Source organism: Pseudoalteromonas sp. NH0006-26 (genome assembly GCF_057552415.1).
Genome location: NZ_BAAJMJ010000012.1, coordinates 1 through 26,238, shown reverse-complemented (window position 1 = coordinate 26,238; position 26,238 = coordinate 1). Strand labels below are relative to the sequence as shown.

The 26,238-nt window shown below is 40.8% G+C and carries 24 protein-coding genes and 4 tRNA genes; 13 read left to right on the top strand and 15 right to left on the bottom strand.

Annotation, left to right across the window (positions count from 1 at the left end; all coding sequences use genetic code 11):
- Positions 1 to 3: 3 nt before the first annotated feature.
- The 10 genes from AC27JR_RS15190 to AC27JR_RS15145 all read right to left on the bottom strand — a co-directional run bounded on the left by AC27JR_RS15190 (position 4) and on the right by AC27JR_RS15145 (position 8,737).
- The gene (locus AC27JR_RS15190; RefSeq protein WP_487174046.1) at positions 4 to 1,863 is read right to left on the bottom strand and encodes a sensor domain-containing diguanylate cyclase; all 1,860 of its coding nucleotides are present in this window, start codon (positions 1,861 to 1,863) and stop codon (positions 4 to 6) included.
- Complete coding sequence (locus AC27JR_RS15185) at positions 1,863 to 2,648, bottom strand: TatD family hydrolase (protein WP_008465023.1); 786 nt, start codon at positions 2,646 to 2,648, stop codon at positions 1,863 to 1,865. Before AC27JR_RS15185 ends, AC27JR_RS15190 begins: the two co-directional genes overlap by 1 nt.
- A complete protein-coding gene (locus AC27JR_RS15180; RefSeq protein WP_076919819.1) occupies positions 2,648 to 3,157 on the bottom strand; it encodes a hypothetical protein in 510 nt (169 codons plus the stop codon). Before AC27JR_RS15180 ends, AC27JR_RS15185 begins: the two co-directional genes overlap by 1 nt.
- A gap of 1 nt (position 3,158) precedes the next feature.
- On the bottom strand, positions 3,159 to 3,899 hold the full coding sequence (gene tatC, locus AC27JR_RS15175) for a twin-arginine translocase subunit TatC (protein ID WP_008465026.1): 741 nt from the start codon (positions 3,897 to 3,899) through the stop codon (positions 3,159 to 3,161).
- A 46-nt stretch (positions 3,900 to 3,945) separates the two neighbouring features.
- Positions 3,946 to 4,278 (bottom strand): Sec-independent protein translocase protein TatB, encoded by a 333-nt coding sequence (gene tatB / locus AC27JR_RS15170; protein WP_131691838.1) that lies wholly within the window; start codon positions 4,276 to 4,278, stop codon positions 3,946 to 3,948.
- Positions 4,279 to 4,283: 5 nt separating this feature from the next.
- Positions 4,284 to 4,544 (bottom strand): Sec-independent protein translocase subunit TatA, encoded by a 261-nt coding sequence (gene tatA / locus AC27JR_RS15165; protein WP_487174045.1) that lies wholly within the window; start codon positions 4,542 to 4,544, stop codon positions 4,284 to 4,286.
- Between the two features lie 79 nt (positions 4,545 to 4,623).
- Positions 4,624 to 6,225 (bottom strand): ubiquinone biosynthesis regulatory protein kinase UbiB, encoded by a 1,602-nt coding sequence (gene ubiB, locus AC27JR_RS15160; protein ID WP_487174044.1) that lies wholly within the window; start codon positions 6,223 to 6,225, stop codon positions 4,624 to 4,626.
- Positions 6,226 to 6,242: 17 nt separating this feature from the next.
- The gene (locus AC27JR_RS15155) at positions 6,243 to 6,902 is read right to left on the bottom strand and encodes a ubiquinone biosynthesis accessory factor UbiJ (RefSeq protein WP_008465033.1); all 660 of its coding nucleotides are present in this window, start codon (positions 6,900 to 6,902) and stop codon (positions 6,243 to 6,245) included.
- 12 nt (positions 6,903 to 6,914) lie between these two features.
- Positions 6,915 to 7,670, bottom strand: coding sequence for a bifunctional demethylmenaquinone methyltransferase/2-methoxy-6-polyprenyl-1,4-benzoquinol methylase UbiE (gene ubiE / locus AC27JR_RS15150; RefSeq protein WP_008465035.1), 756 nt, complete (start codon positions 7,668 to 7,670; stop codon positions 6,915 to 6,917).
- Positions 7,671 to 7,777: 107 nt separating this feature from the next.
- Positions 7,778 to 8,737 (bottom strand): GGDEF domain-containing protein, encoded by a 960-nt coding sequence (locus tag AC27JR_RS15145; RefSeq protein WP_036932949.1) that lies wholly within the window; start codon positions 8,735 to 8,737, stop codon positions 7,778 to 7,780.
- A 333-nt stretch (positions 8,738 to 9,070) separates the two neighbouring features.
- Here AC27JR_RS15145 and AC27JR_RS15140 point away from each other — a divergent pair, with 333 nt between their 5' ends.
- Both AC27JR_RS15140 and AC27JR_RS15135 read left to right on the top strand, forming a co-directional pair.
- Positions 9,071 to 10,849, top strand: a complete 1,779-nt coding sequence (locus AC27JR_RS15140; protein WP_008465038.1) for a DUF885 domain-containing protein — start codon at positions 9,071 to 9,073, stop codon at positions 10,847 to 10,849.
- Positions 10,850 to 10,927: 78 nt separating this feature from the next.
- The gene (locus AC27JR_RS15135; protein ID WP_487174043.1) at positions 10,928 to 12,409 is read left to right on the top strand and encodes an FMN-binding glutamate synthase family protein; all 1,482 of its coding nucleotides are present in this window, start codon (positions 10,928 to 10,930) and stop codon (positions 12,407 to 12,409) included.
- A 15-nt stretch (positions 12,410 to 12,424) separates the two neighbouring features.
- On the opposite strand, the gene AC27JR_RS15130 is transcribed toward AC27JR_RS15135, so the two are convergent.
- A complete protein-coding gene (locus AC27JR_RS15130) occupies positions 12,425 to 13,060 on the bottom strand; it encodes a methylthioribulose 1-phosphate dehydratase (RefSeq protein WP_487174042.1) in 636 nt (211 codons plus the stop codon).
- Between the two features lie 100 nt (positions 13,061 to 13,160).
- Between AC27JR_RS15130 and AC27JR_RS15125 the strand changes: the two genes are divergently transcribed.
- Genes AC27JR_RS15125 through AC27JR_RS15115 form a run of 3 tightly spaced genes read left to right on the top strand, consistent with a single transcriptional unit; the run spans position 13,161 to position 16,547 of the window.
- The gene (locus tag AC27JR_RS15125; RefSeq protein WP_487174041.1) at positions 13,161 to 14,303 is read left to right on the top strand and encodes a methionine aminotransferase; all 1,143 of its coding nucleotides are present in this window, start codon (positions 13,161 to 13,163) and stop codon (positions 14,301 to 14,303) included.
- The gene (locus AC27JR_RS15120) at positions 14,291 to 15,064 is read left to right on the top strand and encodes an amidohydrolase (RefSeq protein WP_487174040.1); all 774 of its coding nucleotides are present in this window, start codon (positions 14,291 to 14,293) and stop codon (positions 15,062 to 15,064) included. Before AC27JR_RS15125 ends, AC27JR_RS15120 begins: the two co-directional genes overlap by 13 nt.
- Positions 15,065 to 15,122: 58 nt before the next feature.
- Complete coding sequence (locus AC27JR_RS15115; RefSeq protein ID WP_487174039.1) at positions 15,123 to 16,547, top strand: mannose-1-phosphate guanylyltransferase/mannose-6-phosphate isomerase; 1,425 nt, start codon at positions 15,123 to 15,125, stop codon at positions 16,545 to 16,547.
- A 73-nt stretch (positions 16,548 to 16,620) separates the two neighbouring features.
- Here AC27JR_RS15115 and AC27JR_RS15110 read toward each other — a convergent pair whose 3' ends face one another.
- The 3 genes from AC27JR_RS15110 to AC27JR_RS15100 form a co-directional block, all read right to left on the bottom strand.
- Positions 16,621 to 18,777, bottom strand: a complete 2,157-nt coding sequence (locus tag AC27JR_RS15110) for a response regulator (RefSeq protein WP_487174038.1) — start codon at positions 18,775 to 18,777, stop codon at positions 16,621 to 16,623.
- Between the two features lie 80 nt (positions 18,778 to 18,857).
- On the bottom strand, positions 18,858 to 19,514 hold the full coding sequence (locus tag AC27JR_RS15105) for a helix-turn-helix transcriptional regulator (RefSeq protein ID WP_008108518.1): 657 nt from the start codon (positions 19,512 to 19,514) through the stop codon (positions 18,858 to 18,860).
- 211 nt (positions 19,515 to 19,725) lie between these two features.
- Positions 19,726 to 20,097, bottom strand: coding sequence for a histidine triad nucleotide-binding protein (locus AC27JR_RS15100; protein ID WP_008465050.1), 372 nt, complete (start codon positions 20,095 to 20,097; stop codon positions 19,726 to 19,728).
- Between the two features lie 92 nt (positions 20,098 to 20,189).
- On the opposite strand from AC27JR_RS15100, the gene AC27JR_RS15095 reads away from it, so the two are divergent.
- Positions 20,190 to 20,792 (top strand): DUF2057 domain-containing protein, encoded by a 603-nt coding sequence (locus tag AC27JR_RS15095; protein ID WP_487174037.1) that lies wholly within the window; start codon positions 20,190 to 20,192, stop codon positions 20,790 to 20,792.
- Positions 20,793 to 20,849: 57 nt separating this feature from the next.
- Here the strand turns inward: AC27JR_RS15095 and AC27JR_RS15090 are convergent, their stop codons facing one another.
- Entirely contained in the window at positions 20,850 to 22,691 is a 1,842-nt protein-coding gene (locus tag AC27JR_RS15090; protein WP_008108511.1) for a M1 family metallopeptidase, read from the bottom strand.
- Between the two features lie 144 nt (positions 22,692 to 22,835).
- Between AC27JR_RS15090 and murB the strand changes: the two genes are divergently transcribed.
- The 7 genes from murB (at position 22,836) to AC27JR_RS15055 (ending at position 26,065) form a co-directional block, all read left to right on the top strand.
- Entirely contained in the window at positions 22,836 to 23,846 is a 1,011-nt protein-coding gene (gene murB / locus AC27JR_RS15085) for a UDP-N-acetylmuramate dehydrogenase (protein ID WP_487174036.1), read from the top strand.
- A complete protein-coding gene (gene birA, locus AC27JR_RS15080; protein WP_487174035.1) occupies positions 23,843 to 24,835 on the top strand; it encodes a bifunctional biotin--[acetyl-CoA-carboxylase] ligase/biotin operon repressor BirA in 993 nt (330 codons plus the stop codon). The genes murB and birA overlap by 4 nt, the downstream gene beginning before the upstream one ends.
- Positions 24,832 to 25,530: a type III pantothenate kinase gene (locus AC27JR_RS15075; RefSeq protein WP_131691823.1), complete on the top strand. Its 699-nt coding sequence runs from the start codon at positions 24,832 to 24,834 to the stop codon at positions 25,528 to 25,530. The genes birA and AC27JR_RS15075 overlap by 4 nt, the downstream gene beginning before the upstream one ends.
- Before the next feature lie 126 nt (positions 25,531 to 25,656).
- Positions 25,657 to 25,732 (top strand) — tRNA-Thr (locus AC27JR_RS15070).
- A gap of 41 nt (positions 25,733 to 25,773) precedes the next feature.
- Positions 25,774 to 25,858, top strand: a tRNA-Tyr gene (locus AC27JR_RS15065).
- Positions 25,859 to 25,904: 46 nt separating this feature from the next.
- A tRNA-Gly gene (locus AC27JR_RS15060) sits at positions 25,905 to 25,979 on the top strand.
- 10 nt (positions 25,980 to 25,989) lie between these two features.
- Positions 25,990 to 26,065 (top strand) — tRNA-Thr (locus AC27JR_RS15055).
- Positions 26,066 to 26,238 lie beyond the last annotated feature (173 nt).

Below are 26,238 nucleotides of genomic sequence, written 5' to 3'. Positions count from 1 at the left end.
CTCCTACTGTGGGGTTGAAAAATTAACCACTTGATTGCGGCCATGTTGTTTTGCTAAATAAAGTGCCTTATCGGCATAATCAGTAAATAGTTCAGGGTTATGGGTATCATCGGCAATTTGAGTATAAACACCGGCACTAATAGTAAACTCAATAATAGTGCCTGCTACATTCACAGTCTTATTTTCTATTGCCAGGCGTGTTTGCTCTGCAATGTTCATTGCACCTTGGTTATCAGTATTAGGTAGCAAAATGACAAACTCTTCACCACCATAACGCGCTACTTCATCAAGTGGGCGCTTAAGCTGTTGTTTAATGGTATCAGACACCGCTCTGATGACTTGATCGCCGGTTAAGTGACCATATTTATCGTTAATTGATTTAAATTTGTCGATATCTAGCATAATAATACTTAATGGCGTTTGCTCACGGCGTGAACGACGAATTTCCATAATTAGTTTTTTATCGAAAAAGCGTCTATTTTTAATGCCAGTTAGGGCATCTTCCATATTAAGTTGTTCAAGCTCATGGTTTTTATCTTCAAGTTCTCTCAGTGTGACCTGTAACTCAAAGGTGCGTTCATCTACTTGGCTTTCAAGTTCTTGGCGGGTACGCTCTTGTAATTCAATGCGCTCATTTAACAACGCGTCTTGTGCGGCGCTTTGTGCAATTAATGCTTGCTGTGCTGTTACTTGCTCATCGCGTTGTAATATAAATAATTTTATGACGGTATAGCTTAGGCAAAATGAACACCCTAAAGAAGCTAAAAAGGTAAGCATTAAACTCGCTCTAGTGACGGTATAAAAGCCTGTTAACGCAATGGAAAAATGGATGACCACAATTAAAAAGAACCCAAGTGCCATGAGTAGAGATTTATTGGGACTCGTGGGATTTTTATGCAGATAAAATAATGTTGTGGCAACATGATAACTTAAAATGACAGGGATGCTTAAAATAGCAAATAAAGCTACGCTGGGAGTGGGGAGTAACCAAATAAGTATAATAATTAATGCGTATAGTGCGGTGATTATTGTTTGCCCTTTTACTAAGTTAGACTCAATAGCTGTGCAAACATGGCGTTGTAAAGGAAGAAACGATACCGTGATCAGCATCAGCAAAATAGGCAGCACTAACTGTTGGAGGTTTGCTATGCTGGAGGGCGCATAACGAAATCCAAACCCGCCTAAGTAAGCTAAAAATAAGCTGAGCATCAGCGTAATCACACCGGCATAAGCAAAGTAATGCTTTCGGGAAAATGCGAATAAGACCAGACTACTCACTGCTAAAGAAAAAACAAAGCCAATTAATAATCCATAAAGTAAATTCACCATACTTTTATAGGCCAATAGTGAGTCTTGCTGCCACAGTGTTAAGGGGACGCGTAGCCCGATACCTGCATCATTATTAACGTTAAGGTACACCGTAGTTTCACTGTTAGCGGGAAGAGTTAGTTTGACTAGCAAAGACTCGCTCGCTATCACTCTTTGTGAAAGTGCATGCGTATCACCAATATGAGTTGATGTGAGTAGCTCATCCTCCATAAAATGAGCAAAGTAAACATCGTTTAATAGAGGGTTGTCTAGTGACAGTAAGGGCATTAGCGGCTGCGCTAACTGGTTTGTAATCTTAAATTGAATCCATACAGGTCGAGACTCAAGGCCTAAATTAAGTGGCTTATCATTAAGTAGCAGCCATTCTTGTAAATTACTTTGTCGTGCATCTTCTAATGAGGTAGGAGTAAACGAATAATGAATAGACTCTATTTTTTTTGAATTAAATTCACTATTTATCTCGATTGCACTTGCAGGGAAACAGGATGCATAAAACACCAAAATGAATACCAGCAAAGCGCAAAAGGGTCGCATTACTTTTTCTCTAATCCAAATAAGTGATTAAAGTTTTCACTCGTATATTTTGCCACGTCAGATGCAGGGATGCCATAAAGCTGAGCAAGGGTATCACAAACATAATGAAGTAATGCTGGCTCATTACGTCTTGATTTTGGTTTAGGTTTAACAGTGCGGGGGATTAAAAAGGGTGCATCGGTTTCAATTAATAAGCGCTCAATTGGGATGCTGGGGATCAGCTGTTGTAATTCTTTGCCACGTCGCTCATCGCACACCCAGCCAGTAATACCAATATAAAGACCTAGTTTTAAGTAACCTGCAAGCGCTTGCGCATCACCGGTAAAACAGTGCAGTACACCGCGTACAGTAAACTCATTTAAAATAGAGAGCATGTCGTCACTGGCATCGCGTTCGTGTAAGTAAACCGGCAGGTTTAGCTTTTCGGCTAATGCGAGCTGACGACGAAACACAGCACGCTGCACATCTCTTGGAGAAAAGTCGCGATTGTAATCTAGGCCGCATTCACCAATGGCAATAACCGGCGCACTTTGTGCGAGCTTAGTGAGTTGTTGCTCAAGTTCAGAGGTTGCTGTTTTTGCATCATGGGGGTGGATACCTGCGCTAGCATATTGGCCATAGCGTGCAGCAAGTGCTAATGATTCTTCACTTGAACTTATATCGCAGCCAATAATTAGCATATGTTTAACGCCAGCCTCTTTTGCTCTAGCGAGCACCTCTTGATGCTGACCATCAAATTGATGATTAGTTAAATTTACGCCAGCATCAATCAACGTGTATTGCATTACTGAGTGCGCTTTACACGAATTGAGCGGTTTTGATCTGCTTTTTTAAGTAAAAAAGAATTAAATACACCGCGACTAATAATAACGGTATCGCCTTTGTCTAATCTTAAGCTATCTGAGCCAATTTGACGCCACTGCTGATTGTTCTCTAAAGTAATAATTAGCTCACCATAGGGCGCTTTTTCAACATTAGCTATTATTGATGAAATTGCTTCTTCGCTATTTTCCGCAATGTTTTTATGCTCTAAACCAAACTCTTTTGCTTTGGTGGCCACAGGGGCTGTTGCAGCTGGAGTTTCAGCTTTTACATTTGTTTGCGCCGACTTGCTTAGCTGGCTTTGAGCTGGTTGTGTTAATGACTTTCCTGCAATGGTATTGTCATAACATAGTAAACGATTAAAGTCGTTTTCAATAAAACTACAGGCTTGTAATGCTTGCTCGTTAATAGGAGTAGCAGCTAAAGCCGGTACGCTGGCTAAAGCGAGTAAAGAAAGTAAATGCTTGTTCATATTATTCCTCAGATTCTTGTTGTGGTTTTGCGGTATAAAATTTAGCTAAAATTAAACCAAGCTCAAATAACAGCAGCATGGGCAATGCTAATAGAGTTTGTGATAGCACATCCGGTGGCGTTAAAAACATTGCCACTACAAATACGCCAACCACTATATAAGGGCGCTTTTCTTTTAAACTTTGTGTGGTAGTGGCGCCGCTCCAGCAGAGCAACATAATTGCCACAGGGATTTCAAATGCGATACCAAATGCAAAAAATAGCTTAAGTACAAAGCCTAAGTAACTACTTATATCCGGTGCAAGGGTCATCATTTGAGGACCTACACTGGTGAAAAACCCTAAGATAATGGGTAGCACCACAAAGTAACAAAAAGCTATGCCACTATAAAATAAGATGATGCTAGAAGCTAATATTGGCATCAGCATTTTCTTTTCGTGCTGATATAAACCGGGGGCTATAAATCCCCAAATTTGATGTAAAATCCAAGGAATAGCAGCAAATAAAGCAACAAACAAAGTAAGTTTAAAGGGAGCGAAAAATGGCGCGGTGACATCCGTTGCTATCATAGTAGCGGTGCTGGGTAAATGAGCGACTAAAGGAGCAGCTACAAACGTATAAATATCGTTTGCAAAGTAAACCAAGCCAATAAAAATCACTAAAATACTCAATAGCGATTTAATCAATCGGTCACGTAATTCAATTAAATGAGCAACGAACCCTGACTTTACTTCTTCAGTCATTGTTCTTTATACCCTGTATTAAATGTATGAAAAGAGAGTGCTATATTCACTTTGAGTCATCTGTTTGTTGGTTATTAGTGGCATGGCTTTGACTTTTTTTATAGCTGTGAGTAACTGATTGCGCTGCTTGTTGCAGCTCAGAAACAGAGTTTTGTAGGTCAGGGCTTAAATCTTTTAAGCCTTGTTGCTCTGCTTTTTTAAGGTTCTCATGTAATTCGTGAACACGCAGTTCTTCACTCACCTCAGCTTTTACTGAGTTGGCCATTGCTTTGGCAGTTTTAACCCAACGGCTTACTGTTCTTATAGCAACAGGTAAGCGCTCTGGTCCAAGTACTACCAAGCCGACAATAAATACCACAACAAGCTCCCACATTCCCATGTTGGCTAAACCTTGTCGTTGTCTTTGGTTTTGTCAGTTGTGTTTACATCGGCAGGTTTTGACTCTGCTGAATTTTGAATTTGTTCAGCTTTATTCTCGCTGGTTTGTTTTTCAGCGCTTTGGTCATCAGACATGGCTTTTTTAAAGCCTTTAACTGCGCCGCCTAAATCACCACCCATACCGCGTAGTTTTTTTGTACCAAATAAAAGTACGATGATTGCAAGTACAATTAATAATTGCCAAATACTAATACCACCAAACCCCATGGTTCTCTCCTGCTTTTAAGCCATAAAATAGTAAGATTAAGTGCTGATTATACGCCCAAAGCGGTAAATAGCACTTAGTTTATGCGCGGCGCCAAGCCGCTATAAAACCAATAACAGCACAGCTTAAGACAGCGCCTGCAGCCATTAAGTTGTGTTGTAAATAAAATAAAGCAGAGACAATCATCGCAGCACTGCTAAACAGTCCTAAAACCAAAGGCTTATGTGAAACCTTAGTAGCAGGGGCATAAGCGTGTGGTGCTCGCTTTAAATTTTGATAAATTAAATCGGGTAGCTCAGGCATTTTTTCTGCCCAAAACGGTAAGTTTGCATACATTTGCTTTAGCACAGACAGCGGGCCTACTTGTTGTTTAACCCAGTCTTCTAAAAATGGTTTTGCTGTTTTCCATAAATCTAGTTGAGGGTATAACTGGCGGCCAAGGCCTTCAACATACAGCAAGGTTTTTTGTAATAAGACGAGTTGCGGTTGAACCTGCATATTAAAACGACGTGCGGTATTAAATAAGTTAACTAGCACATGGCCAAATGATATTTCAGCCAGTGGCTTATTAAAAATAGGTTCGCACACGGTGCGTATAGCAAACTCAAATTCTTCAATGCTGGTATCGGGTGGCACCCAGCCTGAATCTACGTGAAGCTGTGCTACTTGGCGGTAGTCGCGGTTAAAAAAGGCAATAAAGTTTTCTGCTAGGTAGCGTTTATCTTCTTTGTTAAGTGTGCCGACTATACCGCAATCAATACCTATGTATTTAGGGTTGTGCGGGTGTTCGCGGGAGACAAAAATATTACCTGGATGCATGTCAGCATGAAAAAAACTGTCGCGAAATACTTGAGTAAAAAACACTTCTACTCCGCGCTCTGCTAATAACTTCATATTAGTGTTTTGTGCCATCAGTGCCTCAGTATCTGACACTGGGATACCGTAAATACGCTCCATAACCAGTACATTACTGCGGCTATAGTCGCTGTATACAGTAGGGATATAAAGTGATTCTGAGCCTTCAAAGTTACGCTTTAATTGAATGCCATTAGCACCCTCACGCATTAAGTCGAGTTCATCGAGCAATGTTTTTTTATACTCTTTAACCACTTCTACAGGGCGTAAGCGTCTTGCTTCGTTAATTAACTTACCAATCACCTTAGCTAATTTTTCCATTAAGGCTAAGTCGGCATTTATTTGCTGTTCAATATGAGGACGAATAACTTTAATAACGACATCTTGCGAATCGCCCTGCGCGTCAATAAGGGTGGCCGTATGCACTTGAGCAATTGATGCCGATGCCAGAGGTGTTTGTGAGAATTCGCTAAATAACTCGCTAATATTATCTATTTCTAATGCTTTTTCGATGATTTCCTGTGCCAGCTCACCTTCAAACGGCTCTACCTGATCTTGTAAAAAGGCTAATTCTAAGGCGATGTCATGAGGCAGTAAGTCGCGTCGAGTTGAGAGCATTTGGCCAAACTTTATCCACACAGGGCCAAGTTGTTGCAGTGCTAAGCGAAGTCTTAAGCCAGGAGGTTTATCTTTGTGTTGATTGCGTAACCAAAACAAGCTGCCACGAGCGATTTTAGCAAACCAAGGTACTTTATGTTTAGGTACAAGCTCATCAAGTCCGTAGCTAAGCAGAGTTTTAGTTATGTAATACAGTCGGGCAGTTGACACAAAAAATCCTTAGTGCGTTAAAGGGCTTTAATTAGGGCATTAATACGTTGCTCAATGGCGGCAACTTGGCCTTTTAGTGCTCTATTTTGTTGTTTAAATTGCTCAAGCTCTAATGGGTGAATGGTGATTGCCAGTTCGTCTTGGCACACACTAATAAAAGTGCTGTCGAGCTGCGATTTTGCTTTTTTACCTTGCTGCTTAAATGATTTCAAGTACAAATAAAGCTGTTGTGCAGGCGCGTCGCCTATATGCTTTGCTAGTTGCTCTGGCCAATCAATATCTACACTTGAAAAAGCTGAACTATAGCTTTGAGCTATGTTTAAATCACCTTGTAAATCAAGCTTGTCTTGGCGAATAAGCTGAGTAAGCATGGCTGGATTTTTAAGTGTAAGCAAGGTATTAATATTGGCACTGATCATACAGTCAGCGCTTGCAACGTCTACTGCTGTGTAAAGATGTAGCTGCTGATTGGCATAGGTAATGGCTATTTTTTGTTGCCAGTCTCTAACCTCAACTAATAAGCGCTGATGTTCTACCGTTTTTAGTTTATCGAGTATGCTCGGGTCGAGTTTAAGCGCTTGATTTAATACTTGCTCAATCAGCGAAAGTACAAAGCTTGGTAGCATAAAAAAACTGCCTGCCGCTGATTGTTCTTTATTGTGTTCTTCAAGCGCCATAAATTACTAACCTTAGTATTTAAATCCACGATGAAGGGCAACAATACCACCGGTTAGGTTTTGATAAGTCGCTTGCTCAAACCCTGCTTCGACCATCATTCCTTTAAGTGTTTCTTGATCTGGGTGCATACGAATTGACTCAGCTAAGTATTGGTACGATTCACTGTCGTTAGCTACCAGTTTGCCCATAGTAGGTAAGATGTTGAAAGAGTAAAAATCATACGCCTTGCTAAGAAGCTCTTGCTCTGGTTTTGAAAACTCAAGAATCAGTAAACGACCACCTGGCTTTAAAATACGGTACATAGAGCGCAGCGCTTTGTTTTGGTCGGTTACATTACGCAGACCAAAGGCAATCGTAATTAAATCAAAACTATTATCAGGAAATGGCAACGCTTCAGCATTCATTTGCACGTAATCAATGTTACCGACAAGGCCTAAGTTATGCAGTTTTTCACGGCCTACCTTTAGCATTGAAGAGTTTATATCACCTAGAACAACCTGACCTGTATCGCCAACAAGTTGGCTAAACTTTGCGGTTAAATCGCCAGTACCACCGGCTAAGTCTAATACATGATGACCTTTACGAATGCCTGAACTAGCAATTGTTTGGCGTTTCCATAAACGATGAATACCAAAAGACATGAGATCATTCATAACATCGTACTTTGTCGCAACAGAATGAAATACATCAGCAACCATAGAAGCTTTTTCGGTTTCGGCAACAGTTTTATAGCCAAAATGCGTGGTCTTTTCAGGGTTCTCGTTCATGATTAATCTCTATCGTGGTAATAAAGACTAGTGTACTTGATTGTGCACCAAGGGTGCAATTTGAATATGATTTATCAGCTAATTTATTGTGTAAACAGTGTACTGAGCTATTGAGATGCGCGTGATTTAAACGCCGCGTTTGAGGCACTTTTAACCAGCTGGTTAAAGTCGCCTTGTTGTTGCTCTGTAATCCCTAGAGAGAGAGAAATTGGAGGTAGTTTTAAATCGCTTTTTGAACTGATAAAACGTAGCTTTTCAACCCCAGCTATTACCTTTTGTGCAATCAGCTTAGCTGTTTCTGGCTCAATGTTAGCAAGTAGAACGATAAATTGGTCTTTTGCAGAGCGCCCAGCTAAGCCACTTTGCGAAACATACTTCTGCACTTGCTTAGCTACTTTATTTAAAATCACTTCGCCAATTGCATCGCCAAAATTATCAATAAAATGCTCTAAATTATCAATTTGAATAGCAATTGCTGAGATTGACTTGTCTTGTTTTAACCATAACTGTGTTTGTTTAGTTAAATAGTGGCGTTTGTATAAGCCTGTTTGTGGGTCAATCACATGTTGTTTGCGCAAGGTATTGAGTTGTTTTTTAGTTGCTTCGTGTAACTTTTTTGCCTGACTTAGTTCTTGTTTAAATTGGGCTTGTTGCGAGAGCAGTAACTGCGTTTGCTCATTAAGCCTTTCTAAGGCGATGCGGCTGTTAGCAATATTATTTTCATCTAAAGAATGCAAGCAGTCATTAACATGACCTGCAAAATCGTTAAGTTTTTTTTCGGTTTGCTGTGCATTTTGAGACAGTGAATTGATCACACCATTGACGTTTTCAATCATTGCTACTTCGGTTTTATGACCTTGATTTAAATATTCAAAATAGAGTTGCTCAATAAATAGCTCATCAATATTTTGATGGGCATCTATAGCATCATCAATAGCATTATTAAGCGCAAAATGGATTTTACTAATGTATGTATACACAACTTGAAAATTTAAGGGGGTAGGAGGCAAAACATGATGTTCTAAAAACATACATACTTTTGTCATTTTTTCTTGTGCTATAGCCATGGAGTCATGGAACATCATTTGCAAATACCAACCAAATACGCATAAATGCTGATTTATAAAACTCGTCCAATGAGGCAATTTGCTTCCAAGCACAGATACAATAATCATTATATCCGTTATTTAAAAGTAAAATGAGTCGTAGTTGGCTAAAATGACGCTATAATTTCAATAACCGTTGCTTTTTTGAGCAATTACTCTAATTTTTAAGTATTAACTCAAGTTAATAAAATGACTGCTGGCGTATATTTTTCGCAGTTGGTCGTATATCTATTTGCTATTTATTCAGCCTAAGATAGGTTTACCACATCTGTAACGTCATTAAGCTCAATAACTATGAATTTATCTCTTTCAAAAAAAATGCGCCTTTCCTTATTAAGTGTCACCTTAATGTGCTCATTAAGCGCGTGTCAGCTCACTACAATTAATGCCGATCAGCAATTTACGCAAACCGCTGAAAATATTGTACAACACCGCCAAAATGTAAGCCCATATAGTAATCCTGAGGGAGTTGATGGCTATTTATTACCTAACTTATCGGCTGACTTTTTAGCGCAGCAGTATCAAAAAAACACCCAGTTATTGGCTGATTTAGATGCAATAGATATGAGCAAGCTGAGTGACGAGAATCAAATTAACTACAGTATTATTCGAGCGCAAGTGCAAAATAGTGTTGATGAATATGTATTTAACGCACACTACATGCCTTTAACGTCAGAGTATGGCTTTCATTCAAGCCTATCGTTTATTGTTAATAGCTCGGATTATAAAACTGCACAAGATTATCAAAACTACCTAAAGCGATTACAGCAAGTGCCGCGCTTTTTTGAACAAAATATAGGCTGGATGCGTAAAGGGTTAGAAGTTGGTTTAACTCAACCCAAAGCGGTATTAATTGGCTATCAAGATTCTATTACTGCCTACATTGTTGATGATGTAAAACAATCTGAATTTTATAAGCCATTTTTAAACAATACCGCTGGCTTAAGTGATAGTGAATTTGCAGCGTTACAACAACAAGCTAAAGCCATTATTAGTGGCCAAGTTATTAATGCCTATAAAGGTTACTTAACTTTTTTTAATACCGAATATTTACCAGGCGCACGCAGCGATATTGGCATTTCGTCTACTCCCAATGGCGAAGCCTTTTATGCAAATCGTGCTAAGTATTACACCACGACACAAATGACCCCAAAAGAAATCCATGAGCTGGGTTTAGCGGAGGTGGCACGTATTCGCAGTGAGATGGAAGCGGTCATTAAAGAGGTGGGCTTTAAAGGCACGTTTGCAGAATTTATCCACTTTTTACGTACCGATCCGCAATTTTACGCCACAACGCCTGAGCAATTATTAAAAGAGGCCGCGTACATTGCCAAAAAAATGGATGCACAGTTACCTAAATTATTTCATACCTTACCACGTAAACCTTATGGCGTAGCGCCGGTGCCTGCCAATATTGCCCCTAAGTATACTACTGGGCGCTATTCAGGTTCGAGCCGTGACGATCAAGCCGGTTTTTATTGGGTGAATACTTACGCTTTAGATAAACGACCACTCTATGCTTTAGAGGCATTAACACTGCACGAAGCTGTCCCGGGCCATCATTTACAAATATCACTCAATGCAGAACTTGAAAGCCTACCTAGCTATCGCCGAGATGCCTATTTATCAGCGTTTGGTGAGGGCTGGGGGTTGTATTCAGAGTACTTAGGGGTTGAGGCGGGCTTTTATCAAGACCCGTACAGTAACTTTGGTCGTTTAACCTACGAAATGTGGCGTGCTGCACGTTTAGTGGTTGATACGGGAATGCACATGTATGGCTGGAGCCGAGAACGTGCGATGAACTTTATGGCCGATAATACAGCGCTTTCATTACACAATGTAAAAACAGAAACCGACCGTTATATTTCGTGGCCAGCTCAAGCGCTGTCTTACAAAATTGGTGAGTTAACAATTAAACGCTTGCGCGCAGAGGCTGAGCAAGCATTAGGTCAGCAGTTTGATATTCGTGAGTTCCATCATCAAATTTTGCGTCACGGTTCGGTACCTTTGTCGGTGCTTGAGCAGCAAATACGCTTGTATATACAAACGGAGTTAGCAAAAACAGATAGCTAAAAGCGCATTATTTTGAAACTATAAAAGTGTGGTGTTATTTGATGGCATCACGCTTTTTTTAGCATTTAAGGATAAGCTATGAGCCAATTTATAATGTTCAGTATCGATGTGTTTGCCAGCCTATTTATTGTTGCATTGGGATTGCTGGTTATATTAATTGCTATTTTTTATATTCGAGATGTTACGCAAACAAAGCATGCTATTAGGCGTAATTATCCTGTGATTGGACGTTTTCGTTATTTCTTTGAGCGCCAAGGTGAGTTTTTCAGACAGTATTTTTTTGCCCTCGATCGTGAAGAAATGCCCTTTAATCGTGCCGAGCGTAGTTGGGTCTACCGCGCGGCTAAAGATGTTGATCACACGGCCGCTTTTGGTTCAACTCAAAGTTTAGAGGCCACAGGCACAGTTATGTTTATGAACTGTGCATTTCCCACCTTAGATGAAGAAGCCTTAGCGCCGAGCAACGTAACTCTTGGCCCTTACTGTAAATTTCCTTACACCACAAATTCGCTATTTAATATATCGGGCATGAGCTTTGGTGCGCTATCAAGCCCTGCTGTGCGTGCACTATCCAAGGGGGCAAAATTAGCAGGATGTTGGATGAACACAGGAGAAGGCGGCCTTAGCCCATATCACTTAGAAGGAGGTGCCGATATTGTATTTCAAATTGGCACCGCAAAATACGGTGTACGCGATGAGCAGGGAAGTTTAAGTACAGAAAAGCTAAAAGCCGTTGCTGCACACCCAACGGTTAAAATGTTTGAACTGAAAATGAGCCAAGGTGCTAAGCCAGGCAAAGGCGGCATGTTACCTGGGCGAAAAGTGAATGCTGAAATTGCCAAAATAAGAGGCATACCCGAAGGGCAGGATTCTATTAGCCCAAATGGGCACCCAGAAATAAAAAATCCAAACGATATTCTAGACATGCTCACCACCATCAGAACTGCAACGGGTAAACCAACAGGCTTTAAAGCAGTTATTGGTGAACATACTTGGTTAGAAAGTTTATTTGCTGAGATAAATCATCGTGGCATTGAGTCTGCACCCGACTTTATAACTATTGATAGTGCTGATGGGGGCACAGGCGCAGCACCACAGTCTTTATTAGATTCTGTGGGGTTACCGCTTAAAGAAAGCCTCCCACTAGTTATACAGCTATTAAAGAAGCATGGTCTTAGAGAGCGAGTTAAAATTATTGTTTCGGGTAAATTAATTGTGCCTTCCAAGGTCGCATGGGCATTAGCACTAGGAGCCGACTTTGTGGTTTCTGCGCGAGGGCATATGTTTGCACTAGGCTGCATTCAGGCGATGCAATGTAATAAAGATACTTGCCCAACTGGAATTACTACGCATAATGAACGTTTGCAACGTGGTTTAAATGTTGAAGATAAAGCGCAGCGGGTCGCAAATTATAATAAATATATTCATTACGGTGCAGGGCTTATTGCACATTCTTGTGGTGTTACCAGTGCTCGCGAATTAAAACGCAAACATGTGCGTATTGTGCAAGAAAGCGGCCTTTCTGAGCCGCTAGATAAAATGTACGAGCATTATCATTAAATACTTGCTTGTTAGTTATCGATGATGAAGTGTATTGCTCGCTTGAATGCCGGTGATTTTTAATCGCTCTAATTCGCAGCTAAACAAAAACTCTAGTGCTTCTAGGTGGCGACGCACTTCAGCAATATTTTTGCCAACTGCATATAAGCCATGACCGCGAATTAATACACCAAATTTAATCGGTGAGTGCAAATGGTGATCGCTGACTAATAAGCTTAAACGGTCAATATCTTGGTCGTTATCAAAAATAGGAATGCTTAAGGTTTCTAAATGTGAGGTAAAACCACTGAGCGCTTTTTGCATTTCGTAACCGCTTAAATCAAGCTGATGAGCTTGCGTTACTTGTGAAAGCACCGTTGCTGCAACAGATTGAGTATGCAATACACATTGCGCCTCAGGAATTAACTGATACAAACTTAAATGTAATTTCGCTTCGCTTGATAACACCTGAGGAGTATTTAAGTTTTGGTGGTCTAACTGTAAAAAATGCTCATGGGTAAGTTGGGCCTTATCGCAGCCATTAGTCGTTATAACGAAGCCATTTTGGGTGCGAGCTGATAAATTTCCACCCGAGGCAGGAACCCAACCTTGTTGGCTAATCCATTTTGCGGCTTCTATAAGGTTTGAAATAGCGGTATGGTTGTCTTGCATATTTTCCTCACAAATAACAATTAAAGTACAGTTTAGACGGCTAAACTTCCGTTTTAATCATAGCATTGCTCTGTACACAAAACCATCATCAGGAGACTTCGTGTTTGACAGTAAACTCCCCAATTTAGGTATTAGTATATTTAGCCAAATGAGTGGCTTGGCTAATAAGTTTTCGGCAATTAATCTTTCGCAAGGTTTTCCTGAATTTGATACCCCTGAGTATTTAAAAGCGCAGTTAAGTCAGTACGTAGCCCAAGGAGCTAATCAATACTCGCCTTCCAGCGGTGTACCTAAACTGCAGCAGCAAATTGCAGCATTAGTTCAGCGAAAATACAAAGCGCAAATTGATGGCACAAGCCAAGTAACTGTAACCTCAGGGGCAACCGAAGCATTATTTGTGGCTATTCAAACTATTGTGCGCGAGGGTGATGACGTTATTGTATTTGATCCTGCTTACGACTCATATCAACCAGCCATTGAACTGGCTGGCGGCAAGTCAGTGCACGTTGCGCTAGCCGCGCCAGATTACGCTATAAACTGGCAAACAGTAAATCAAGCAATTACAGCAAATACTCGCGCAATTATTATTAACACGCCGCATAACCCCAGTGGCAAAGTGTTAAAACAGCAAGATATCAACGAACTAAAAAAACTAGTGAGTGCTCACAATTTATATGTAATCAGCGATGAGGTTTATGAGCATATAACGTTTGATCAACAACCACATTTAAGCGCACTCGGTGACGAGGAACTACTGGCAAAAAGCTTTGTTATTTCAAGTTTTGGTAAAACCTTTCATAGCACCGGTTGGAAGATGGGTTACTGTATCGCACCCACTGATTTAAGCGAAGAATTTCGAAAAATTCATCAGTATGTTACTTTTTCAAGTTTTACGCCTGCGCAGCATGCATTAGCAGATATGTTAGAGCAACACGCTGAACATATTGACCAGCTAAGTGATTTTTATCAACATAAGCGCGATGTGCTCAGTAATGCTCTACAAGATAGTCGCTTTAGTATTTTACCAAGTGAGGGTACCTACTTCTTACTGCTTGATTACAGTGATGTATCCGATTTAAATGACGTAGAATTTTGTCAGTGGTTGGTAGAGCAAGCTGGGGTGGCAGCCATTCCGCTAAGTGTATTTTATCAACAGCCAAATAACGATAAAGTTATTCGTTTATGTTTTGCTAAAAACGATCAAACCTTAATAGAGGCGGCGCAGATTTTATGTCAACTTTAACTTTAGCATTATTACAAAGCTCATTACATTGGCTCGATAAAAAAGCCAATTTAGCTATGTTTGAACAACAACTTGCCAACATCACCAATCAACCAGATTTAATTGTATTGCCCGAAACCTTTGCCACTGGATTTGCGGTTAACCTTGATTGTGGTGAGGCTGAAAATGGCTCAGTACTGAGTTGGCTTAAAACACAAGCTAAACAACATAGTGCGGTTTGTGCGGGCTCGGTATTGGTAACTCAAGGAGACAAAAAGGCCAACCGGTTTTATTGGGTAAAACCAAGTGGTGAGGTACGTTATTACGATAAGCGCCACTTATTTTGTTTGGGTAACGAGGGCGAATTTGTAGTAGCAGGACAAACCCGTGAAGTGTTTGAGCTCAATGGGTTTAAAATTTTACCGCAAGTTTGCTACGATTTACGCTTTCCGGTGTTTCAGCGCAATAACAATGACTACGACGTGATGATAAATATTGCTAACTGGCCAGCTGCAAGGCGTAATGTGTGGGATACCTTATTAATGGCGCGAGCAATGGAAAACCTGTGCTACGTGGTTGGCGTAAATCGGGTTGGCGAAGATGGCAATGGTATTGACCACAGTGGTGGAACCGCAGTGTATGACTTTAAAGGTGAGCCACTGATTAAAGCGCATGATGACCAGCAAGCATTATTAACAATCACGTTAAATAAAGCGCCGCTCAATGAGTTTAGAGCTAAATTTCCGGCACATTTAGATGCAGATGCTTTTGCATTGGTATAAATTAGCGCCCAGCCGATAAAGTGCTAAAATAACCGCTGATATTTTTATTGGCGGCTTTATGAATACAACCCTTATTACACCTGTAATTTTAGCTGGCGGCATTGGTACACGGCTTTGGCCGCTATCGCGCCAAGCAATGCCAAAGCAGTTTTTATTTTTGCTTGATGATAATAACCAGCAGTCGTTATTACAAAGCACATTATCACGGGTTGCAACTGATGGCTTTAATCCCGCTATTTTGGTCTGTAATGAACAGCATCGATTTATTGCAGCAGAGCAGGCAGCATTTGCAAAACCCTATGCCATAGTACTTGAGCCAGAAGGCAAAAATACCGCACCAGCCATCGCCCTTGCCGCGCACTATGCTTTAAAAAATAATATTACGGGCCCTTTGTTGGTGATGCCTGCCGATCATCATATTGCAGATTTTACCGCGTTAACGGCTCAGTTATCTGATGCGATTAAACTTGCTGAGCAAGGTAAATTAGTTACATTTTCAATCACACCAACAGAGCCACACACAGGTTATGGTTATATAAAACAGGGCGCAGCCATTAAAGATACCTGTTGCTTTGAAGTTGACCAGTTTAAAGAAAAACCTGATTTAGCAGCAGCATTAACTTATTTAGCTGAGGGCGGTTATAGTTGGAACAGTGGTATGTTCTTATTTACTCCCGCTGCTTATCTGCAAGAGCTTGAGCGCTTTGCCCCCAAAATTGCTAAAAGTGTTGCCAGTGCTACTGATTTTAAACAAGACTTAGCGTTTACCAGAGCAAATGCCCATGCACTTGAATCTTGCCCAAGTGACTCAATTGACTACGCTATTTTAGAGCGCAGCAATAATGTAGTGGTAATGCCTGTGGCGTTAAAGTGGAGCGATGTGGGCAGTTTTTCTGCACTGGCTGCGCTTGCAGAAAAAGATTCGCAGGGCAATAGTCAAAATCAGCAACATATTGCACAAAACAGTATTAATAACCTAGTTATTAGCGAAGATGGACACACAATTGCCACTTTAGGTGTGAGCGATTTAGCGATTGTTCATACTCATGATGCTACCTTGGTTGCAAAGCAAGATTCGCTTGAAGGCTTGCCTTTAATACTTAAACAATTGGCAATTACGCAAAATGACAAACTGGCACATCATCAGGTGGTTTACCGCCCTTGGGGACATTATCGTACGCTAGTAGAAAGTATCGGCTTTAAAGTTAAAAAAATTACCGTAAAAAGTGGTGCAAAACTCTCAACCCAGCGTCATCAGCATCGTGCTGAGCATTGGGTGGTCGTATCAGGCACTGCAGATATATGTATTGACCAACAAAGCTTAACACTGACCCATGACCAATCTTGTTATATTGGTGCAAAGCAACTGCACAGCTTAGCGAATAATCAGCCCGAGCCGTTAATTGTTATTGAAGTGCAAACGGGTGCCACATTGGATGAAAGTGACATAGAGCGATTTGAAGATATATACGGTAGAAAATAACAGTATAAATAGTGAATATGCTTGATCATTTGTTACGGTCGTAAAACTTGGTAGCCCGAAGCCCGTAACCGTATTACCCTAGCCCTTGGCGTACATACTTTAAATATGCTTCTAAACTGTGTTGCCACAGTGTGCTGGCTTCATTTAACGAGTTATTTAATGGTTTTTTATCTAGTAAGCGTCGCTCAATTTTTTTAAGAGCCAGTCCATAGCTATTAAAGCCAAGTTGCATTGCGGTGCTGGCTTGGCGGTGTAAGAGCTTTATACACTGCTCTGGGTCTTGCTCTAATAAGGTTTGGCAGCGGCTCAGTTTGTTACGCGCAGAGAGGATAAACTCATTATAAATAGAAGATACTTCATCAATACTAAAAGAGCTTGTCAGGGTTTCTGTGGCTGTTTCATCGTATAACGTATCAACCAGCTCTACAGCAATGTTAGCTGTTTGTGTTGACTGTGAATCACTCAATGCTTGGCGCAGTTTTTCTTGTTTTAATGGCTTGCCAACAATGTCTTTAATGCCCAGCGCTAAGTATTCTTTGATTTCATCAGGGCTCAAACTGGCAGTAAAGGCCAGCACCGGGGTGCGCTGATTTTTATGCTCTACCCGTTTGAGTGTTTTTAGCACTTGCTGCCCGGTTAAATCGGGTAAGTTCATATCAAGTAGCACCACATCAAAGTGGTATTTTTTCATCAACTCAATTGCACTTTTACCATCTTTAGCGAGCTTAATTTTATGCTCGTCGTCAGCCATAAATTCAACGGCAATTTTTTGGTTCAAATCTAAATCTTCAACAAGTAACACATCAAGTCCGGTTAAATAGTCCTTACTTTGATGGCGCTGCTCTACAAGGCTAAGCTCACCTATGGCTAGCGTCATGTTAAAGCTAAATACGCTACCCACTCCCAGCTCACTGGTAATTTCTAGCTGGCTATTAATTTTATCGAGTAAGCGACTGGTTATAGCTAGCCCAAGCCCTGTTCCGCCTTTTTCCTTACCGGCACTGCTTTGAATGTAGGGCTCAGTTAAGTAGTCAATTTCATCTTTTTCAATACCTGGGCCTGAATCGAGTACACTTACTTTAAGGGTATGATCGAGCTGAGTTTCATTAATTAAATCTATTTGCACTTTTACTGTACCGGTGTCGGTAAATTTAATTGCATTACCCACAAGATTAATAATGATTTGTCTGAGCTTTTGTTGATCGCAGTAATAACAGGCTTTATCGGGGATGTTACAGGCAAGCTCAAATTTAAGCTGTTTTTGTTCGGCCAAAGGGCTTAACAGCAGGCATAAGTTTTGTAGCCAAGTTTTGAACTCTATATCCTCTTCGTACAAGGCTTCGTCATGCTGATCTAAGCTTGCGTATTCCAGCACTTTATCTACGAGTAAGTTGAGTGACTCTGCTGAGTTAATAATGGCTTCGCAATAAGCTTTATTGCGGCTGTCGCTAGTTTGGTTTAACACCAGTTGTGCGCTGCCTAAAATGCCGTTTAATGGGGTGCGTATTTCATGGCTTATAGTGGATAAAAAGAGCCCGCGAATCTCTAAGTCCTTGTGTGCTTTTTCGGTGAGTTTATTAAGTCGTAATTCCCTGCGCTCATTGCACAATAGCGCCATGCCAGCAGCATAAAACATAGGGGCAATCACACTGTTTAAAAATAATAATGAGTTAAACCATGGGTTTAATATGGCATCTTGTTGTGCAACGCGATCCATAAAGATAGTTCGAGTGATAAAACTCGCTGCAACCAGGGTTAAAATAATAATGTAAACAATGCTGGCGTTAGGATAAGGCTTTCGCGCATATTTTATAAAAATAAATAATAAAAAAGCGGCTTCTACAATATGCTGCAGGTCAGAAATATAAACCCGTGAGCGCATGGATGGCTGAAAAAAAGTGAAATAAATAAGCAATAAAGCACTAAGTGCGGTAAATAGGCAAACAAATTTAAAGCCCCGACCACGATAGTTTAAAAATTGACTCAGTGATAAGCAGTGCACAATTGACGCTAAAAACATCATGCTATTAGCAAAGGTAATGGCAAGCTGATCAGGGATTTTACCTATGAGCGCAAAGCCCACAATGGCGGCTAATAGTAGTAAAGGGTAGGAGATATAAAGTAATGTGCCGGGAACATGCTTATTGGTACGCCAGGTTAAAAAATTTAGTAACGTCATCACTGTCATAACAGCGATACTGGCAAAATAAAGCGTAAATGAGTCGAGCATTAAGACCCCAACAGCGATTTTTAAAGAAGATATAAAAACAGGCACCTAAAGTGCCTGTATTGAATTTATTAAAATAAGCCTTAACGAATTTCGTCAGGAATATTTTGTTGTGCCCAAGAGAGTAGTTCAATACGGTTACGACATTTGGTTTTTCTAAATGCGCTGTATAAATGGGTTTTAACCGTGTGCGGGCTAATGCTTAACTCTTCAGCAATTTCTTTATTTTTTGAACCGTTACTCATTAACGAGATAATTGCTTTTTCACGTTTAGTGAGTTTTATTGGTTCAATATCACCATCAGTTAGCTTATGTAATGCGTCTTTATTAAATTGCAGCATGCGGTTAAGCGCATTACACATAATATCACGACGATACCAAAGCTGATCTTCAAGTAATAAACGAATCCCTTTCATGAGTACATCGGCATTATCGGTGGTGTAAAATACACCGCGAATACCACTGAGTAATGCACGATTAGCAAGCTCTGGATTTTCATCTAAATTAAACAACACAATATCGCATTTGATGCGTAAATTAACGAGTTGCTCTTTTAGCTTAGTCCATGCGTCTTTACTTGATGTTTCAATGAACAATAAGCGAGTACCTACCGGAACATCTAAAATATTTGTACCCGTAGTTACGTCAAGACCCTGTGTTTTTAACAAAGGCTCTAAAACGTTGATACCAATAGTGTTAATTGGTTCTTCGTCTAACAACAAAAAGGCTGAACTGCTCATGTTTTTTTACTCTTTTATAAAGCTGGCTAATTAATCTTACCACGATCCCTGCACACCTTTTGTATTAGGCAATAACAATTTCACTGGAGAAAAGGTGCGATTTCCGATTATTTAAACATAAAATGTTGCAAATAAGTAATTGTTTTTTTGGTATATAAGAAAAACGCCGTATTTTTAATGTATTTTTTAAGATACAGGATTTAATGAGTCACTATAGAGTAACTTTTTTAGTATTTTGATACGGAGGCCAGCCCATTTCTTTACCCGCCAGCATGTGTAAATGAATATGGTAAACGGTTTGTCCGCCGTGTTCATTGCAGTTCATCACCACGCGGTAGCCGTCATCGCTAAAATTAAATTGTTTGGCGAGTTTAGCCGCTACCACATATAAATGACCAACAAGGTGTGAGTTTTCCTCAGTGACATCGTTAATCGTGGCAATGGCTTGTTTAGGAATGATCAACGCATGAAAAGGTGCTTGAGGATTAATATCTTTAAATGCAAGCGAGTGGTCGTCTTCGTAAATAATGTCAGCAGGAATTTCACGATTAATAATTTTAGTAAAAATAGTCTCTTGACTCATAATGATGACTCTAATTTGTTCGATTAATATGTATGTCACTAATGACAAATTTTGCCAGCAGTGTCAAACTGAAATCAACTAAAGGAGTAATTATGCGTAAATCAATATTATTAAGCAGTGTAGCGGCGCTCTTGGTGAGTGCATCGAGTTTGGCAGAAAACATTCACTTTCCTGAGGAGTTTGTTCCTTTACAAGTGGGTGAACGAATCATTGAAAGTTCGATTTTTAGTCGTGTTGATGATGTTGAATTAGCACCGGGCACTTATCAGTTAAAGCTTAAATACACAGATTTATATGATTTAGGCTATGACGATCACGAAGTGATTGAGTCGGAGCCTTTTTGGGTGAATGTAACCGTTGAAGCAGGTAAAGATTACACCTTAGTATTTAATCGTGCTGAAAATGCGGTGGCAGCTAAAGTATTTGCTGAGGCACCGCAAGTCAGCTTAAAAGCAAAAGGTAGTACCTTAGCTGAGCCGTTAAATGTGATTGCTGAGCGACAACTACAAAGCGCACAGTTTAATCAGCAGGCCTCAGAAACCCCTGCTGGCCCACAAAAACCTAGTCGTCCAATTAAACCGATTGCGCCAATTAATGGCAAAGGCATGCCAAGCGCTGCACATATGCTCGACTTTTGGTGGCAACAAGCAACGCTCGCTGAGCGACAGGCATTTTTAGATAAAGTAACAAAATAACTAAGCATTAAAAAAGGGCCAAATTGGCCCTTTTTAGTTTATTGGTAACGCTATTTGTTATTTAAATAATGCGTCAATAGTACCTTGTGCCAGTGGGTGATAACCCGGACGCGCTTTTAAGTATACGCTTTGTGCCCAGTCTTTTTTACCATTGGTAATAAGCGCTTTATAAAGCGGCACGATAAGCTTACGACGACCAATACCCGATAAATGCTTATCAAGCGCAGGGTAAATCGGTTGGTAACCATTACCTACTGCTAGCATATACCATGCAAACGCACGTTCTGCGTTGGTTGATTGGGTTAAGTTAAACTCGCCGTCTAATTCAGTCATTTTTTCAATGCTTAAATCGCGCGGTAAGTTGTTTAAAAAGTGTAGCCACTCATGCACAGTCCAATTTGCAGTTGGTAATTGTGCGGCAGTTGTATCCCCTTTTAACCATGCTGTAGAAGCTGTATCTACTTTATCGAATGCGTCTGAGGTTGGATTAGGTGCATCACTTGGTAAACCAGGCTGAAAAATCCACTCGTTCACTTTATCCATGCTCACTACACCAGGGTACTTTTCAATTAAGTTAGCTTTGATGTACGTAACAAATTGCGCGGTGGTTAGCGATTTAAATGCAAACTCATTAAAGTAGGTTTTAACAAAGTCATCAAACTTATCACGGCCGTATTTTTCTTCTAGGTAGATTAAAAATAGCTGACCTTTTGTGTAAGGCACTGAGCTAAACGCATCATCTGGGTCGCGACCATTAAGCTTTAAGTTAAGGCGCGTGTCTGGTGCATCAATGGTTTTAAGTTGCGCACGTAGGCCTGCTGCATCAAGTGCTTGTTCCATAACAGCACGGTCTCGACCAAATACTTCTTCCATAATGCGGTTTTCAACGTAAGAGGTAAATCCTTCGTTTAACCATAAATCTTCCCATGTGGCGTTAGTCACTAAGTTACCAGACCAAGAGTGTGCAAGCTCATGCGCAATCAGGTTAACGAGGCTTTTATCGCCGGCAACAACGGTTGGGGTGATAAATGATAAACGTGGGTTTTCCATGCCGCCAAACGGAAAGCTAGGTGGTAGCATAAGTAAGTCATAACGACCCCATGCATAGTCGCCGTACATGGCATTGGTTTTGTCGATCATCGCTTGGGTGTCATCAAACTCAGCAACTGAGGCATCTAAAATAGTCGGCTCTGCAAAAATACCGGTTTGCTTAGACATCGCTTTAAATTCTAGGTTACCCGCACCAATGGCAATTAAGTAAGGTGAAATTGCTTGCGGCATAGTGAACTGATAATCACCATCTTTATAAAGGGCATCTTTATTATCGGCGCTCATTACCGCACGAATATCTTCAGGGGTATGAATACGTGCAGAATAAGTCACGCGCATTGCTGGGGTGTCTTGCACTGGTATCCAACTACGTGCATGAATCGCTTGCGATTGGCTATACATAAACGGGTGCGTTTTGCTGGCTGTTTGCTCTGGCGTTAACCACTGTAAGCCCGACGCTTCTGGGCGACTGTTGTAGTAAATACGGACTTTTTCAGCTTGGTTTTTAAAAGTAATCGTTAGTTTTGAGCCTTTAACATCGTCGCGGTTAGCAAGGTTAAAACTAGCTTTGTGCCAATTGCCATTTGCTGTTTGATACATGACTTTATCAATATCAAGGTCACGGGTATCAAGTACTAGCTTTTTGCTACTGGCGTTTTGCCACTGCAGCGTATGCTCAACAAAACCTTCTAATTGCTTGTCGGCAAAGTCGATGTCTAAATCAAGGTTTAAATGCGTGGTGATAACATCATCAAGGTTGGCATAGGAATTTTGATCAATAGCGCTGGCCATTGCTTGCGAGCACATACCTGCCATAGCGAGGCTTAAAAAAAGAGGTGTGATTTTCATAATTACCTTGAGTACAAATAAAAAAAGTGCTGGTTTTATATCATGATTGCTGCAGTGGGTTGAACAATTTTTACAAGCAGATGCGCAATTTGCGACGATGAGTTAAACTAGAGCGATTAATTATTGCTACCTTCAGAGGGCTTTGTGCCGCACTCATTACAACCCCTACATACATTTGCATTAAGTAGCCAATGCCAAAATTTCGTTGAAATTACCGACTCAGCGCAGCTTAAAAGCCAGTGCTTTAAAGTCCCTTTTTGCTTGTTGGGTGAGGGCAGTAATACTATTTTTTTAAATGACTATGCAGGCACGGTCATTAAAATGGCAACCCAAGGCATTACTATCACTGAGCGCTCGCATGACTTTTTAGTCAGTGTAGCGGGCGGTGAAAATTGGCATCAATTAGTGACCTACTTGCTGGAGCAAGGTATTGCAGGGTTTGAAAACCTAGCGCTCATACCCGGTACTGTCGGCGCTGCACCAGTGCAAAATATTGGTGCCTATGGCGTAGAAATAGCACAGTTTATAGAAGCTGTTGATTATTTTGCTATTGATAGCGGCAGCTTTAAATCTTTAACTAATCAACAATGTCAGTTTGCTTATCGTGAATCGGTGTTTAAACACGCGCTAAAAAATAAAGCAGTGATCACCCAAGTGCATTTTAAGTTGCCCAAAAAATGGCAACCGGTGCTCAGCTATGGACCGCTGCAGCAATTAAAAAATCCAACTCCACAGCAAGTGTGCGCGCAAGTGATACAAACGCGTAATAGCAAACTCCCAAACCCTTATAAACTGGCTAATGCGGGCAGCTTTTTTAAGAATCCTATTATCAACAATAGTGACTTTGCGCAGTTAATTGCTAAATACCCAGAGGTGCCTCACTACCCGCATGGTGCTGGTCACCATAAAGTGGCTGCAGGGTGGTTAATAGAGCAAGCGGGATTAAAGGGGTATAAAATTGCGGGGATTGAAGTGCATCAACAGCAAGCGCTGGTACTGGTTAATCATGGTAATAGTACAGGGGATGATTTAATTAATATGATTGCCCACATTCAGGATATTGTTTTAACACGTTACAACATAAGCTTAGAGCACGAAGTGCGATTAATTGATCAGTACAATGAATGCCATATCTCTTTGGAGCAATCAGCATGAAGGCACCTGACGGTAATAAGTTGGCCATTTTAAATGCGCTCAATAAAGGCGGGTTTGTCTCTGGGCAAGCACTGGGTAATGAATTAGGAATAAGTCGCGCGGCGGTAAGTAAGCATATTCAAAGCTTACAAGCTATGGGCTTAGATGTATTTAAAGTAACAGGTAAAGGCTATAGCTTAAATAACCATGTTGGTTTGCTTAATCAGCAAAGCATACAGCAGTACTATGCTGAGTTAGGGGCAAATACCGCGAATATTGAAGTGCAACCACTGATTGACTCAACCAACAGCGAGTTAATGCGCCGCATTCAAGCTAAAGCAGCGCTCGAATCGGGCACCGTGATTGTAGCCGAAATGCAGCAAGCAGGGCGGGGGCGTCGAGGGCGAGTATGGCAATCACCCTTTGGTGCTAACTTATACTACAGTTATTTTTGGCGCTTAGACGATGGTTTACAAGCCGCTATGGGCGTATCGATTGCTGTTGGTTTAGCTGTGTATGATGCGATAAAAGCACTTTATGATATTGAAGTAGAGCTTAAATGGCCAAACGACATTTATATAAACAAACAAAAACTCGCAGGTGTCTTGGTCGAGTTAGACGGGCAGCCACAAGGACCCTGTCAGTTAGTGATAGGGGTTGGTATTAATTTAAATATGCCAGAAAGTGCCAGTCAGCACATTGACCAAGCATGGACCGATTTAAGTCAGCACACCCAGCAGCTAGATAAAAATCAACTAGTAGCTTCATTAACTTATTGCTTAGAGCAGCGCTTAGTGCAATATCGCGAGAATGGCTTACAAACTATGTATCAACAATGGAATGCATTAAATGCATTTGCTGGTCAACAGGTAGAGCTTAATACCGGGCATCGCAGTTGGCGGGGAATTTGTGAAGGTATAGATGCGCACGGTGGTGTACGTATTCGCCAAGACGGCGAAGTAAAAAGTTATTATGGCGGTGAGATTTCATTAAGAAAGGCGCAAGCATGAGATTGTTAATTGATGTAGGTAATACCTCACTCAAAGCCGTATTGTGGCAAAACGAGCAAATACAGCCGTGCGATATTAATAATATCCCATGGCAGCAAATCACGGTTGTTGTTTACGCTTGTGTGGGTCGTAGTGAATTACTCAAACAGCTATTAGAGCAAGCTCAAACACATAACATTGATTGCTTTGAAGCATCGGTTAGTCGTGAACTCAGTACGTTGCATTGTGCGTATCAGCAAGTCGGTAATTTGGGTATAGATAGGTGGTTAGCACTTATTAGTGGTTATACGCTTTACCCTAATACGGCCGCCATTGTTGTTGATGCCGGCACGGCAACGACTATAGACGTCCTTAATGATGATGGGCAGCACTTAGGTGGTTGGATATTACCAGGGCTTGATTTAATGACCCGATCACTTACTCAAAATACCCAGCGCGTATTTGATGATGCAAACACGCCATTTGCTAATGAGCTTGGCAAAAACACCCCTAATGGATTAAAAAATGGTGCATTAGTGGCAACTATTGGCGCAATTGAGCAAGCAAAGCGGCATTTAAATACAAAAAATAGCCTTTTAATTTTTGCTGGTGGTTATGGTCAGCTATTACAAGGGCATTTTCCACAGAGTATTTTCGACCCAATGCTAGTAATGAAAGGCTTAAATTACTGGTACGAGTTGGCTAAAAAGAGTTAAAAACAACAAAAAAACCGCTTTTTGCGCGAATAGTGAGCGTTTGAAGCATAAAATCACATTTTTTTTAATTTTTTGGTTGCATCCCAATAAACCTTACTCTAGAATCTCGCCCCGTACTAAAGCAGTGCCGACTTAGCTCAGCTGGTAGAGCAACTGACTTGTAATCAGTAGGTCAACCGTTCGACTCGGTTAGTCGGCACCACTTTCCTTTTACCGGAAGTGCTTAGTATAAAGAATTATCGTGGAGGGGTTCCCGAGCGGCCAAAGGGATCAGACTGTAAATCTGACGGCTCAGCCTTCGCTGGTTCGAATCCAGCTCCCTCCACCACTTTATTCTAGACGGTTAGAGGTAGTTTAAGAACAGGTTCCTTAAAGCGGGCATCGTATAATGGCTATTACCTCAGCCTTCCAAGCTGATGATGCGGGTTCGATTCCCGCTGCCCGCTCCAATTTGATGATGCTGATATAGCTCAGTTGGTAGAGCGCACCCTTGGTAAGGGTGAGGTCGGCAGTTCAAATCTGCCTATCAGCACCAGTCAATCGAATCTCCTTAAACACTTCCTTTATCTGTCAGAAAAAAAACTATTTGAAATTTGAAAAAATTAACTTAATCTACCTATGGTGGATTATTTTCATATGTAATCTAGATACACAAAACTGATAGGTTCCGTCATGGCAAAAGCAAAGTTTGAACGCGTAAAACCGCAC